Genomic DNA, 14,440 nt, shown 5'->3' with positions numbered 1-14,440 from the left:
TTCTGCATATTCCAGAACGTCTCAGTGGCCGGTACTACCAAAACCACCTGCGCCACGCTCCGTTTCATCCAGAGACGAAACTTCCTGCCACTGTAGCCTCGACACAGGCGCCAGCACGCCCTGAGCAATCCGTGTGCCACGTTCGATCGTGAAAGGTTCCGTCCCGGCATTCATGACAATAATGCCAATCTCACCACGGTAATCTTCATCGATCGTTCCGGGAGAATTGGGCAGGGTAATGCCATGCTTCAGAGCCAGACCAGACCGCGGGCGCACCTGAAGCTCGTAAGCTGAGGGAAGGGCGATGCACAGACCGGTCGGAACCAGTGCACGGCTGCCCGGTGCAATTGTCATCGGGTCGGTAATGGCTGCCACAAAATCGAAGCCGGCAGCCCCGGATGTGGCATAGGACGGGAGAGAAAGCCCTTCCGCATGAGGAAGGCGGGTAATGCGTACATCAATCAGATCGGTCGTCATGACGCTTCTCTTATCCCGGATTTTCAGGAGGTTGAAGACCTGAAGGTTTCAGCGATCCGTTCCGCCAGTTTCCCGGCAACGGCTGACTTGTCCATCTCCGGCCATGTCTCGACACCACTGCCATCAATCAGACTGACAAGATTCCTGTCCGCACCAAAAACTCCACGACGAACATCGTTGGCAATCAGCCAGTCACACCCCTTCCGCTGACGCTTGGCGAGTGCGTTCTCCAGAACGTCATCAGTTTCTGCCGCAAAGCCGACAACCAGCTTGGGGCGTCTGACATGATGGCACAGCGTGGCCAGAATATCCGGGTTCTCAACAAGAGTGAGGGTTGGAGGGCCATCGCCTGTCTTCTTGATCTTGCTTCCAGCCGGAACGCTGGCGCGCCAGTCACTGACTGCAGCAGTACACACGGCGATATCTGCGGGAAGCGCAGCCTCACAAGCCGCCAGCATTTCTTCCGCAGTCTGCACCTTTACGCAGGTCACATTGTCAGGCGCAGAAAGAGATACAGGCCCACTGACAAGCGTAACCCGGGCCCCAAGGGCGGCAAGGGCTTCTGCGATTGCATAACCCTGCTTGCCGGACGAATGGTTGGAAATAAAACGGACAGGATCGAGAGGCTCGACAGTTGGTCCAGCCGTCACAAGAGCATGGCGCCCGACCAAAGACTGGTTTGGCGTGAGGGCAGCCACAATCGCGTCCCGCAGGACATCAGGCTGGCTCAGGCGCCCCGGCCCGAACTCGCCACAGGCCATGCTACCCTCATCCGGTCCCACCACCTGCACGCCACGTTGACGAAGAAGCGCCAGATTAGCCTGCGTTGCCGGGTGCTCCCACATGCGCACATTCATGGCAGGCGCAAGCAGGATGGGGGTTGTCGTCGCCAGAAGCAGCGTGGTTGCCAGATCATCCGCCAGACCGTGCGCCATGCGGGCCATGAGATTGGCCGTAGCCGGGCAGACCACGACGAGACCCGCGTTTCTTGCAAGCGCGATATGGCCGATTTCGCTTTCCTGCGTGGGTGCAAAAAGCGCGTCATGCACGCGCGCCCCAGACAGGGCCTCCAGACTGAGAGGTGTAATGAACGCCTTGGCCGCGTCTGTCATGACCGGGGTGACGGCAATATTATCAGCTTTCAGAAGGCGTACAAGTTCGAGCGCCCGATAAGCTGCAATACCTCCACCAACAATCAGCAGAACGCGACGCATGGATTACAGGCGCCAACCAGAATGGATGGCCGCGATTCCACCAGACAGATTGCGGTACTGAACGCGCTCCAGACCTGCATCACGCATCATCTGAGCAAGCGTTTCCTGATCCGGGAACATACGAATGCTTTCTGCCAGATACTGATAGCTCTCTGCATCCTTTGCGATCAACTGTCCCATCTTCGGCAGAACTTTAAAGGACCAGGTGTCATAAACCGGTGAAAGAGCAGCAATTTCCACGCGGGAAAACTCAAGACAGAAGAAACGTCCACCCGGCTTCAGCACGCGGCGTGCCTCACGGAGCACTGCATCCTTGTCTGTGCAATTCCGCAGGCCAAAGGCAATTGTCACGCGGTCAACAGAGCAATCAGGCAGGGGAATCGCTTCTGCATCAACAACACAGACTTCGATCTGGCCGATCAGGCCGGCTTTGATAGCGCGGTCCCGCCCTACGGACAGCATGGCAGAATTGATGTCTGACAGGATGGCCGGACCACCACCAGCGCGCAGCCAGCCAAATGTGATGTCGCCCGTTCCACCCGCCAGATCCAGCAGTTTCATGTTGGGACGCGCACCGAGCATCCCAACGAAGATCCGCTTCCAGACGCGGTGAATACCCAGCGACATGACATCGTTCATGATGTCGTACTTGCCAGCGACGCTCTCAAACACCTCCCTGACCATGGTCTTCTTCTGGTTCCGCGGGACATTGCGGTAACCAAAATCCGTGGTGTCTCCGGTCTGTTCGGAAGACGGGAAGGGCGGGACGTTATGTTCAGCGCTATCGGTCATGGGGCAATCGATATATCTTTGTGACCAGTCATGCCAGAGCTTCCAGAAGTCGAAACCGTCATGCGTGGGTTCCGCACTGCCTTTGAAGGACAGAGGATCCGTCACGTTACCGTCAACCGCCCTGACCTCAGATGGCCATTTCCCTTGGATCTCCGGGAACGGCTTGAGGGACAGGACGTGCTCTCCTTTCATCGCCGCGCGAAGTATATTCTCATGCGCGTCGGAAATGGCACGAGCATGATGCTGCATCTGGGAATGTCCGGCCGATTACTCCTCGGCCCGTCCGGGATGAACACGACTCCATCCAAACATGAACATCTGGTGCTGGAAACGCAGAACGGCGCCCGCGCGGGTCTCGTGGATCCACGCCGGTTCGGAATGGTGGATCTTGTTCCAACAGATCAGGAAAACGCGCACCGTCTTCTGAGTGGTCTCGGCATTGAGCCACTGTCGGAAGACCTGACAGGCCCGTATCTGCACAGCCTCATGCAGGGCAAGCGCACTCCGATCAAAACTGCTCTCCTTGATCAGCGGCTGATTGTAGGCCTCGGTAATATTTATGTCTGCGAGGCGTTGTTCCGCAGCCACATCCACCCCACCCGCATGGCCATGTCTCTTAGTCAGGAGCAAGCGAACAGCCTTGCCGCTTCCATACGAACCATTCTGACAGAGGCCATCGCGTCTGGAGGGTCGTCTTTAAGAGACTATGTTCAGGCCGATGGCACAAAGGGTGGCTTTCAGGACCTGCACCTTGTCTATGGACGGGAAGGGGAGCCATGTTCACACTGCGGAACAGGCTATACTGTCTCGCGCATCACACAGGGGGGGCGCTCCACGTTCTACTGCGCGAACTGCCAGAAATAAGGGCGGCATATACCGAGCGCCCAGTGTGTATAAAATGTGTAAAACGCTTGACGTCCCCGTTCATGACGGGTAGAGGGCGCCAATCATTTTCCGCGACAAGACCGCTAACTGAACCGAAAGATCCATGGCAAATACAGCTTCTGCCCGTAAGCGCATCCGTCAGAACGAACGCCGCCGCGAGCGCAACGTGGCCCGCATGTCCCGTATGCGTACCTTCATCAAGAAGGTCGAACAGGCCATCCAGTCCGGCGACAAGACGGCTGCTGCCGAAGCATACAAGGTTGCACAGCCTGAAATGCAGCGCGCTGCCGGCAAGGGCGTCGTCGCAAAGAACACGATCAGCCGCAAGCTGTCCCGTCTGTCTGCTCGCATCAAGGCTCTGGCAACCGCCTGAGCCCCTTTGCAGGGTATGAACTGAAGAACGCGCTCCCTTCCAGGAGCGCGTTCTTTTTTGACCATACTGCAACACCTCACCTCGGCATCTCTGAACCTTTCGTGTTCCAGCTTGCTTCGGTCTGGGCAGAAGCCTATCCTACCAGATCAAGTTCAGTGCCAGAGGCTCTGTTTTCTCCGGAAAGCGTCAGCTTTTTTGAAGCGCCGCACAATCCTGCGTGGCCGCTTCCCGTTGAAGACGTATCTACCCTGCGCGCAGGGAACCATGACAGATGCCCCACCGCATTCGGGGCAGAAATGAAAGGGGGTACCATAGGTGGAAAACGCTCAGTATCTGGACGCCAGCGCCTCCGCCCCCGGCTCGGCGAGCCCTCTGGAAGCCTCCTGGCACAAAGTTCGTGAAAAGCTGAAAGGCGAAGTCGGCGAAGTCGAATATCGCACCTGGCTTCGGCAGATCGTTCTGGGTCCGATCGAGGATGGTGAACTCATCCTGTATCTACCGACCCGATTCCTTCGGGACTGGGTTCGCAGCCAGTACGAAGAACGCCTTCAGACGCTATGGCGCACCGAGCGTACGGATGTTCAGGGTATTGAACTCCAGGTCAAACGTGGCCTGCCCGAAGTTCCCCCGTCCGTCGATACGGAAAGCGACAGCACCGTCGAAGAAGTTACGGCCCAGGTTGCAGTCAGTCACGAAGTTCGCAGCGATCTTGCCGTCCCTCTGGACCCACGTTTTTCCTTCGACAGTTTCGTCGTTGGTAAGCCGAACGAATTTGCATATGCCTGCGCCCGTCGTGTGGCTGAAAAGCCCTCCAGCCCTGGCTTTAACCCGCTTTTCCTTTATGGCGGCGTCGGTCTCGGCAAAACACATCTTATGCATGCCATCGGTTCGGAACTGACGAAAACAGGCAATGTCTCGGTTGCCTACATGTCAGCCGAGAAGTTCATGTACCGCTTCATCGCAGCCATCCGCTCCCAGTCCACCATGGAATTCAAGGAGCAGTTGCGCTCCGTTGACGTTCTGATGATCGACGACCTTCAGTTCCTGATTGGCAAGGACAACACGCAGGAAGAATTCTTCCATACGTTCAATGCCCTCGTCGATGCCGGACGTCAGATCATTGTCAGCGCGGATAAAAGCCCGTCTGATCTGTCAGGCCTTGAAGATCGTCTGAGAACACGTCTGGGCTGTGGCATGGTCGCAGACATTCATGCCACAACCTTCGAACTCCGCATTTCCATTCTGGAAGCGAAAGCCAAGGCCTCTGGCACGCATGTTCCGTCCAAGGTTCTGGAATACCTGGCACACAAGATCACGACAAACGTCCGTGAGCTTGAAGGCGCACTGAATCGCCTGATTGCCCACGCCGATCTGGTTGGCCGGCCAGTCACACTCGATACGACGCAGGATGTCCTCAAGGACATGCTCAAGGCTCATGACCGCCGCGTAACGATCGAGGAAATCCAGCGCAAGGTTGCGGAACACTGGAATATCCGCCTGACGGACATGTCTTCTGCACGACGCGCGCGAGCTGTAGCGCGTCCACGTCAGGTTGCTATGTTCCTCGCCAAGCAACTGACCAGCCGATCCCTCCCGGAAATCGGACGCAAATTCGGCAACCGCGATCACACGACCGTCATGCACGCCGTGAACCGTGTTGCAGAACTGATGGAGCAGGATACGTCTTTCGCAGAAGACGTCGAGCTGATGCGCCGGATGCTTGAGGGCTAAGTAGGGACGACAACCCGCTATCGGTATCTTTCACCGCAAGCGGGTGTCTGCTAAGAAACGGCAAAACTTAAAGATTGCCGACCCAGGGAAAAAAACGATGAAATTCAAGGTTGACCGCACCCTGCTGCAACGGGCCCTGGCGCATATTCATGGCGTTGCAGAAAAGCGGAACACCATTCCCATCCTGGCGAACGTCCTGCTGTCCTATGAAGGTGATATCCTTCGCCTGACAGCTACGGATATGGAAATTGCTGTCGTCGAAGACATCGCAGCCACCGGTGAGCGCCTTGGCTCCACCACCGTGCCTGCTGCCGTGCTGTTCGAAATCGTCCGCAAGCTGCCAGATGGCGTGGAAATCGAATTCGATCACCCGGAAAGCGACGCGCCACTCGCTCTGCGGGCAGGACGTTACGCAACAAGCCTCAACGTTCTGCCGGTAGATGATTTTCCGGCCATGGTCGCTGGAGACCTGCCACATCGTTTCCGTATCCCGGCAGCAACGCTCCGTGGCCTGATCGACCGCACCAAATTCGCGATTTCCAATGAGGAAACACGCTACTACCTGAACGGTATCTACCTGCACGTGGCTGAAGGCGGCACATTCCCCATGCTGCGCGCCGTTGCTACGGACGGTCACCGTCTGGCCCGCGTGGAAACGGAACTGCCTGAAGGCGCCCGTGGCATGCCGGGTGTCATCATTCCTCGCAAGACAGTTGCAGAACTTCGCAAGCTTTTGGATGAAGGTGCGGCCGATCTGGAAGTGTCCCTTTCAGACACGCGCATCCAGTTTCAGGCCGGACCCGTTCTGCTGACGTCCAAGCTCATTGACGGTACATTTCCAGAATACGAGCGCGTCATTCCCAAGGGTAATGACCGTATTCTTCGCATCACGAAAAAAGACTTCGCTGCGGCGGTGGGGCGTGTTGCCGCCATCAGTCAGGAGCGCTCACGCCCAGTGAAGCTGTCAGTCACACACAACATGCTGACGCTCTCTGCCATCAGCCCCGATCAGGGGGTGGCACATGAAGAGCTGGATGACAGCACGGTGACGTATGACGCACCGCCGATCGAAATAGGTTTCCAGGCCCGTTACCTGACAGACATCACGGACCAGATTGACGTTGAGGTCGAATTTGCTTTTGCAGACAGTTCCGCCCCAACACTGGTGCGCGATACGGCGTCTCCGTCTGCCCTGTATGTTCTGATGCCGATGCGGGTCTGATCGGTCTGCATTGAGACTGACGCGCCTGGCCCTGACGGATTTCCGGAACTACCGGCATTCCGTCTGGAAACCTGAGACAAACATCTCCGTCCTGACCGGCGAAAACGGCTCGGGCAAAACCAACATGCTGGAAGCCGTGTCGCTTCTGGCACCGGGGCGCGGCCTGCGAAGCGCGCCCCTTCAGGCGTTATGCCGCACGGATGCCCGTCAATGGGGCGTTGCCGCCACACTGACCCACGGCATCGACCAGACCCTACTGGGCACTGGAGCCGACCTTTCCGAAAAAAGCCGACGATCCTTCAGACTGGATGGCGCTGCCGTTCGCTCGCAGGCCGAGATTGCGCAGGTTTTTTCCTGCGTCTGGCTGACGCCACAAATGGACCGTCTTTTTCTGGAAGGTGCGGGCGGCCGAAGACGATTTCTGGATCGCCTCGTGATGGCGCTGACCCCGGACCATGCACGCCAGATGGCCGCTCATGAACGCTCCGTTTCCAGTCGAAACCGGCTTTTGGCAGATCGCCCCAATGAGGAACTTTGGCTGACCTCTCTCGAAGACTCCATCGCCCGCCACGCCGTGGCCGCGTCAGCAGCCCGGCTATCCCTTGTGGAAAGCATGAATGCCCAACCTTTCCCCAGCGCCGATTTTCCCCAAAGCACTCTGCACCTGGATTGCGAAATCAGCCAGAAGCTGATGAGTGTCTCCGCGCTGCAGGTGGAAGACTGGATACGGGCGAAACTGCGCGATAGCCGACGGGAAGATCGCGCGCGCGGCAGCACATCCATGGGCGCTCACAAAGCAGATTTCCTATTATCAGACGTGGAAACTGGCCGTTCGGCTGAGCTTTCAAGCAGCGGCCAGCAAAAAGCCATGCTGATTGGTGTTGTGCTGAGCCATGCTGCGTTGATTGAGCAGAGCAGGGGAGAGGCGCCTGCCATTCTTCTGGATGAACCACTCCTTCATCTGGATGAACAACGACGAGACGCCTTATTGGCCAGCTTGGGGGCTCTTAATACCCCTGTCATATTGACCGGAACGGACGCCGATCCGTTCTCGGCACTTACTGGAAAAGCCGGATTTTTCAATGTTCAGGATGGCCATATCCAACCTGTGTAGCGTGCGCGCTCTGGTCTCACAGGCTTCGACGCGCTATAATTAAGACAATAATTTTTCAGAGTTCCACGGAGACCGCCTCGCGCATGTCAGAGACCCAGAACCAGCCGGAGATTCCAGGCGCAGACGGTGAAGATTACGGCGCCTCCTCTATCTCGGTACTGAAGGGACTGGACGCTGTCCGTAAACGCCCTGGCATGTATATCGGTGACACGGATGACGGCTCCGGCCTTCATCACATGGTGTTTGAAATCATCGATAACGCCGTTGACGAAGCCCAGGCCGGACACGCCACTCGCTGCATCCTGACGCTGAACGGAGATGGCTCCGTCTCCGTCCGTGATGACGGTCGCGGCATCCCGACCGACATGCACGCTGAAGAGGGGATCAGTGCCGCAGAAGTCGTGCTGACGAAGCTTCATGCCGGCGGCAAGTTCAACCAGAATTCCTACAAGGTTTCCGGCGGTCTGCACGGTGTCGGTGCGGCAGTGGTAAATGCCCTGTCCGAATGGATGGACGTTCGTATCTGGCGTAACGGGCTGGAGCACAAGATCCGCTTTCAGCACGGTGAGCGCGACGAAGCCCTGAGCGTTGTCGGCCCCTCAGACGAACCTCGTGGGACCTTGGTCACATTCAAGCCAAGCAAGCAGACCTTCACCAAAGTGGAGTTCGAATTCTCCATCCTGGAACGTCGCGTCCGCGAACTGGCCTTCCTGAACTCTGGAATGGAAATCATCCTGCGTGATGAACGCCATGCCGAAAGCAAGGAAGTCCGCTTCTTCTACGAAGGCGGCCTGAGTGCATTCGCAGAGTGGCTTGATTCATCAAAGACGTCCATCGTCACCCCGCCCATTACGGGTGCGATTGACCACGCCGAAAGCGGCATCCGTGTTGAGTTCGCCCTCACATGGAACGACAGCTATCACGAGACAATGCTGTGCTTCACGAACAACATCCCCCAGCGGGATGGTGGCACCCATCTGGCTGGCTTCCGTCAGGCGCTGACGCGTGTGGTCGGCAAATATGCTGAGAGCGTAGCCAAACGTGAATCAGGCTCTCTCACGGGCGAAGACATGCGCGAAGGCATGACGGCAATCCTTTCCGTCAAAGTGCCGGATCCGAAGTTCTCATCCCAGACGAAAGACAAGCTGGTCTCCTCCGAAGTTCAGCCCGTTGTGCATGCAACAGCCGCTGACTCGATCTCGCACTGGTTCGAAACGCACCCCAAGGAAGCCAAGGCAATTGTCGCCAAGATCATTGACGCTGCAAGCGCCCGTGAGGCTGCGCGCCGTGCCCGTGAACTGACGCGCCGCAAAGGTGTCCTGGACGTCTCCTCGCTGCCCGGGAAACTGGCAGACTGTCAGGAACGTGACGCGTCCAAGGCCGAAATCTTCATCGTTGAGGGTGACTCTGCAGGCGGTACGGCCAAGCAGGGACGTGATCGCCGCTTCCAGGCCATTCTGCCTCTGCGCGGCAAGATCCTGAACGTTGAACGCGCACGCTTTGATCGTATGCTGGGGTCGGCGGAAATCGGAACGCTCATTACAGCTCTCGGCACTGGCATCGGACGTGGCGAAGTGGATCAGGGCGGTTTCTCGGCTGAGAAACTTCGCTACCACAAGATCGTCATCATGACTGACGCTGACGTGGACGGCTCCCATATCCGTACGCTGCTGTTGACGTTCTTCTTCCGTCAGATGCCTGAACTGATCGAACAGGGTTACCTCTATATCGCCCAACCACCGCTTTATCGTGCGAAGCGCGGGCAGGAAGAACGCTACCTGAAGGACGATGCGGCCCTTGAGCAATATCTGCTCGACAAGGCTCTGGCGAATGCATCTCTGCGTTTTGGAGACAATCTGGAACTGACGGGCGAAGAACTCCGCGAGGAGGTCCGCTTCCTGATTGCTGCAAGCCAGAACCTGAAGAACATCGCGACCAAGATCCCGGTCTGGGTGTTGGAGCAGGCTGCCATTGCACGCGTTCTGGAACTGGATCCAACCACTGTCAGTGACCGCATTCCGGATTTCCAACGTAAGCTGGATGAGGCGTCCCCCGAAAATGAACGCGGCTGGAAAGTTTCCCTGTCCAGCACCGGCATCGAGTGTGCCCGTTCGGTTCGCGGCGTCAGCGAAATCTACCGCCTTGAACAGACTGTTCTGAAGTCTGCTGAAGCACGTTGGCTGGCAGCTGAAGGGGAGCGTCTCGCCCGTGATTTCATCACACCTGCCACGTTACGTCTCGACCAGACTGAAAGCCGTATGTTTGGTCCTTCCAACGTGATGGACCGGATCTTCGCACAGGGCCGCCGCGGCCTGACGATCAACCGCTTCAAAGGCCTGGGCGAGATGAACGACGAGCAGCTCTGGCACACGACGCTCGACCCCTCGACCCGTACCCTGCTTCAGGTAAAGATCGGTGACGTGGAAGATGCGGGACAGGTGTTCTCCACCCTGATGGGTGATGTGGTGGAACCTCGCCGTGACTTCATTGTCGGAAATGCCTTGAAGGTGGCCAATCTTGACGTTTAAGGCGCTCCGGGCGCTGGCTACCGCAGGCTTCCTGCTGGTGACTGGCGCCTCCACCGCTCATGCCGCAGCCGGTCAGGTCAACACATCCTATGCGGTCTATCTGCGGGGACTGCATGTGCTTGACGCCGATGCATCTTACCAGATCGAGCACTGGGGCTATGGCGGCACAACGCATATCAGGCCGGCTGGACTGATTAGCTGGTTCGTCACGATGGATATCCGTTCCCGTGTGGAAGGGGACTTTATCGAAGGCGGAAATGTTAAGCCTATTCGATATGACAGCGGCGGCCTATCTCGTGGCCAACATCGTCGGGTTCTGCTGACCTATAACGGCAACACCCCGCATGTTGATATTCTCGAACCCATCGAGACAGATCGTGACCCCGTACCGGACAGTGATCTGCCCCATACGATTGATACATTGAGTGGCATGGCCCGCCTCTTGGAAACCCTGACCCAAACGGGGCACTGTGACGGCTCAGCAGTCATTTTTGATGGGCTGCGTCTGACAAAAATGACCGTGCATGGTCCGACACAGGTGAATATTCCGCAGACCCACAAGCAAGCCTATTCCGGAACTCCAGCGCTCCGCTGTGACTTCGTTGGCCAGCAGACTGCGGGATTTATCAAAGACTCTCCAAACCGTGCAAAACTGGCCACTCCTCAGCCTGGATCGGCATGGTTCAAAGATATTGAAGGTATCGGGCTAGTCCCCGTTCGGATCGAGTTCAATCATCCGAAGCTGGGACATGTGACTGTTGTTATGCAGAACCCGCTTCCACCTTCAAAATCAGCCACAACCATTTCGCAATAAACGGCAATCCGAAGTGATGGGGTATCGCTCACCCATCGTTTGACGAACTGGCGTGGTTTGGATACCCGGGACGGAACATGACCAATACCGCACGCCACACCACAGCCATCATCCTTGCAGCGGGCCTCGGCACGCGCATGAAGTCCCGCCTTCCCAAGGCTTTGCATCGTCTTGGGAACCGCCCAATGATCACACACCTGATCGAGACTGCCCGCGAAGTCTTTGACGATGTGGTTGTGGTGGTTGGGCCGGATATGCCCGAACTTGAACGAGCCGTTCAGCCCTGCCGAACGGTCGTGCAGACCGATCGCCTGGGAACGGCGCACGCCACCAACATGGCAAAAGACCTTTTCGGGGAAGGGGATATTGCCGTTCTGTATGCTGACAACCCTCTGATTATCGCTGAAACGATGCGCAAACTCACAGCAGCTCGCCAGAGCGGCGCAAGTCTTGCACTTCTTGGGATGCGTCCCGCCAATCCAGGTCGTTACGGCCGGATTGTCGAAGAGCAAGGCCGTGTCAGCCGGATTGTAGAATTCAAGGACGCAACCGAAGACGAGCGAGAGATTACGCTGTGCAATGCAGGCGTCATGTGCGCGGGTGCAGACGACTTTCGGAAGTGGCTCGCTGCTGTCGATAACAACAACGCACAGGGTGAATATTACCTGACGGACGTTGTCGCCATGGCCGCAGCCCAAGGGGGGGTGCAATGCGTTGAAGCTCCCGAAAGCGAGTTGGCAGGCGTCAATTCCCGAGCAGAATTGGCGCAGGCAGAAGCGACACTTCAGGCGCGCCTTCGGACTGCCGCCATGGACGCCGGTGTGACGCTCGTATCTCCCGAGACTACCTTCTTCAGTACAGACACGGTGCTGGAAGCTGACGTAGTTGTTGAACCAAACGTCTTTTTCGGACCGGGCGTGACAGTGCGCAGCGGCGCGTTGATCCGAGCGTTCTCACATCTTGAAGGATGTACAGTCGGTGATGACGCCATGATTGGCCCCTATGCCCGTCTGCGTCCCGGCACGGTCTGCGCCGCAGACACGCATGTTGGAAATTTTGTCGAGCTCAAGAATGTCGATCTTGGTCGCGGCGCAAAAGCCAATCATCTGACCTATCTGGGCGATGCGTCCGTCGGCGCGGAGACCAATGTCGGGGCAGGGACCGTAACCTGCAACTACGATGGGTACTTCAAGCATCGCACCATCATCGGTGAACGCAACTTCATCGGGTCGGACTCCATTCTCGTGGCACCCGTCACGATTGGAGACGACGCGCTGATCGCTGCGGGAAGCACCATCACGGAAGACGTCCCAGCGGAAGGTCTGGCGTTCGGACGAGCACGTCAGGTCGTCAAACCAGGTCGAGGTCTTGAGATCAAACAGACCCTTAAAGCCAAAAAGGAGCAGGGCTGATGTGTGGAATTTGTGGCGTTGTAGGCCATCGTCCAGCCACCCCGATCGTTTTCGAAGCGCTGCGTCGGCTTGAATACCGCGGCTATGATTCCGCTGGCATCGCCACCCTGTCTGCGGATGGCACCATTGATCGTCGTCGCGCAGCCGGTAAGCTCGATAATCTGGAAGCTGTTCTGAAGGCGGAGCCCCTCAGCGGCACGACAGGCATCGGCCACACAAGGTGGGCCACTCACGGCGCACCGACCGAGACCAACGCTCATCCGCACGCTGCTGGCCGGGTCGCGATCGTTCATAACGGGATTATCGAGAACTTCGCCACGCTAAAGGCCGAGCTTGAAGCACAGGGCCGTATTTTCCTGTCCGATACGGATTCAGAAACAGTCGCCCATCTGGTCGATTTCTATCTGGATCAGGGCAAAACACCTCGGGACGCTGCTTTTGCCGCCATCAAGCGCCTTGAAGGCGCTTATGCGATTGCCATCATCTTTCAGGGTCATGACGGCCTGCTGATTGGTGCACGTCATGGCGCACCTCTGGCCGTTGGCTACGGCGAAGGCGAGATGTTCCTTGGCTCTGACAGTCTAGCTCTGGCCCCCTTGGCAAGCCGTATCACCTATCTGGACGATGGCGATTGGTGCGAGCTGACGCCTGGCAATGTCATCATCTTCAATGGCGAAGGTCAGGAAGTCAGCCGCCCAATTCAGAACATTGCGTTTATGGCAGGGCAGGTCGGCAAAGACGGCTATCGCCATTACATGGAGAAGGAACTGCACGAGCATCCGGTCGCCATCGGACAGACGCTTCAGCGCATCACGGACCCTGCCTCCAAGACGATCGCATTACCGAAGATGCCATTTGACCCGGCGCAAGTCCCTCGCGTCACCATTACTGCGTGCGGGTCCGCTTTTTATGCAGGCATGGTCGGACGTTACTGGCTTGAATCTCTGGCCCGCGTTCCCGTCGAAATCGATGTCGCCTCTGAAATGCGCTACCGGGACGCGCCGCAGCCGGACAAGGGTGTAGCATTGCTGATTTCCCAGTCCGGTGAAACGGCAGATACGCTCGGCGTTCTGCGTAGCCTCAAAAAGGCTGGTCAAAGCATTGTCTCGGTTCTGAATGTCGAACATTCGACGATGGGCCGTGAGAGCGATCTGGTTCTGGGTATGGTGGCCGGCCCTGAAATTTCGGTGGCTTCCACAAAAGCATTTACCGCCCAACTCTCTGTTCTGGCAGCTCTTTCCATCGATTTCGCCCGGGCTCGCGGCACGATCGACAAGGCTCGGGAAGAAAGCCTGACTGCTAACCTCCTCGATCTTCCATCCCGCGCAGCCGAAGTTTTCACGCGGGTTGAAGCCATTCAGGCCATGGCGCGTGTCATCGCAGAAGCCAGGGACGTCCTGTATCTCGGTCGCGGCATCTGTACGCCGATTGCCTATGAAGGCGCACTAAAGCTCAAGGAAATCAGCTACATCCACGCAGAAGCTTATGCAGCCGGTGAACTGAAGCATGGCCCGATCAGCCTGATTGACCGAACCGTTCCTGTCGTGGCCATCGCACCCTCCACCATCCTGTTCGACAAGACGCTGTCCAATCTTCAGGAGGCCAAAGCACGCGGGGGCCGTATTCTCGCATTTACGGACGCCGCTGGAGCCAAGCGGCTTGAAGGCATCGCGGAACATATTGTTGTTCTTCCGGATGTGGATGCGTTTGTCGCCCCTATTCTCTACGCGATCCCCGTTCAGATCCTCGCTTACGAAGTCGCACTCCTGAAGGGTACGGATGTGGACCAGCCTCGCAATCTGGCCAAATCCGTCACGGTGGAATAAGGACATTTTCTTCCGGTTGGCAGGGCTTTCCAAGACGGTTCATTTCGCGGAG

12 protein-coding genes are annotated in these 14,440 nt (G+C 57.4%); 9 read left to right on the top strand and 3 right to left on the bottom strand.

What is annotated here, in order from left to right:
• Nucleotides 1-21: 21 nt before the first annotated feature.
• Genes dut through GFR01_RS12025 form a run of 3 tightly spaced genes read right to left on the bottom strand, consistent with a single transcriptional unit; the run spans nt 22 to nt 2,483 of the window.
• On the bottom strand, nt 22-477 hold the full coding sequence (gene dut, locus GFR01_RS12035) for a dUTP diphosphatase (RefSeq protein ID WP_099182654.1): 456 nt from the start codon (nt 475-477) through the stop codon (nt 22-24).
• A gap of 23 nt (nt 478-500) precedes the next feature.
• The gene (coaBC, locus tag GFR01_RS12030) at nt 501-1,691 is read right to left on the bottom strand and encodes a bifunctional phosphopantothenoylcysteine decarboxylase/phosphopantothenate--cysteine ligase CoaBC (RefSeq protein WP_099182653.1); all 1,191 of its coding nucleotides are present in this window, start codon (nt 1,689-1,691) and stop codon (nt 501-503) included.
• A 3-nt stretch (nt 1,692-1,694) separates the two neighbouring features.
• Nucleotides 1,695-2,483, bottom strand: a complete 789-nt coding sequence (locus GFR01_RS12025) for a class I SAM-dependent methyltransferase (RefSeq protein ID WP_035729001.1) — start codon at nt 2,481-2,483, stop codon at nt 1,695-1,697.
• Nucleotides 2,484-2,513: 30 nt separating this feature from the next.
• Here GFR01_RS12025 and mutM point away from each other — a divergent pair, with 30 nt between their 5' ends.
• The 9 genes from mutM (at nt 2,514) to glmS (ending at nt 14,388) form a co-directional block, all read left to right on the top strand.
• Complete coding sequence (gene mutM, locus GFR01_RS12020; protein ID WP_099182652.1) at nt 2,514-3,347, top strand: bifunctional DNA-formamidopyrimidine glycosylase/DNA-(apurinic or apyrimidinic site) lyase; 834 nt, start codon at nt 2,514-2,516, stop codon at nt 3,345-3,347.
• A 124-nt stretch (nt 3,348-3,471) separates the two neighbouring features.
• Nucleotides 3,472-3,741 (top strand): 30S ribosomal protein S20, encoded by a 270-nt coding sequence (gene rpsT / locus GFR01_RS12015; protein WP_015073962.1) that lies wholly within the window; start codon nt 3,472-3,474, stop codon nt 3,739-3,741.
• 315 nt (nt 3,742-4,056) lie between these two features.
• A complete protein-coding gene (dnaA, locus tag GFR01_RS12010; RefSeq protein ID WP_099182651.1) occupies nt 4,057-5,472 on the top strand; it encodes a chromosomal replication initiator protein DnaA in 1,416 nt (471 codons plus the stop codon).
• Nucleotides 5,473-5,569: 97 nt separating this feature from the next.
• The gene (gene dnaN / locus GFR01_RS12005; RefSeq protein WP_007282020.1) at nt 5,570-6,694 is read left to right on the top strand and encodes a DNA polymerase III subunit beta; all 1,125 of its coding nucleotides are present in this window, start codon (nt 5,570-5,572) and stop codon (nt 6,692-6,694) included.
• Between the two features lie 10 nt (nt 6,695-6,704).
• Entirely contained in the window at nt 6,705-7,808 is a 1,104-nt protein-coding gene (recF, locus tag GFR01_RS12000; RefSeq protein ID WP_099182650.1) for a DNA replication/repair protein RecF, read from the top strand.
• A gap of 83 nt (nt 7,809-7,891) precedes the next feature.
• A complete protein-coding gene (gene gyrB, locus GFR01_RS11995; protein WP_099182649.1) occupies nt 7,892-10,336 on the top strand; it encodes a DNA topoisomerase (ATP-hydrolyzing) subunit B in 2,445 nt (814 codons plus the stop codon).
• Complete coding sequence (locus tag GFR01_RS11990; protein WP_099182648.1) at nt 10,326-11,150, top strand: DUF3108 domain-containing protein; 825 nt, start codon at nt 10,326-10,328, stop codon at nt 11,148-11,150. The genes gyrB and GFR01_RS11990 overlap by 11 nt, the downstream gene beginning before the upstream one ends.
• 77 nt (nt 11,151-11,227) lie before the next feature.
• A complete protein-coding gene (glmU, locus tag GFR01_RS11985) occupies nt 11,228-12,562 on the top strand; it encodes a bifunctional UDP-N-acetylglucosamine diphosphorylase/glucosamine-1-phosphate N-acetyltransferase GlmU (RefSeq protein ID WP_099182647.1) in 1,335 nt (444 codons plus the stop codon).
• The gene (gene glmS, locus GFR01_RS11980; RefSeq protein ID WP_099182646.1) at nt 12,562-14,388 is read left to right on the top strand and encodes a glutamine--fructose-6-phosphate transaminase (isomerizing); all 1,827 of its coding nucleotides are present in this window, start codon (nt 12,562-12,564) and stop codon (nt 14,386-14,388) included. Before glmU ends, glmS begins: the two co-directional genes overlap by 1 nt.
• Nucleotides 14,389-14,440 lie beyond the last annotated feature (52 nt).

It is taken from the genome of Gluconobacter frateurii (assembly GCF_002723955.1).
Lineage (GTDB): Bacteria > Pseudomonadota > Alphaproteobacteria > Acetobacterales > Acetobacteraceae > Gluconobacter > Gluconobacter frateurii.
This window is presented reverse-complemented; position numbering and strand designations above follow the sequence as displayed.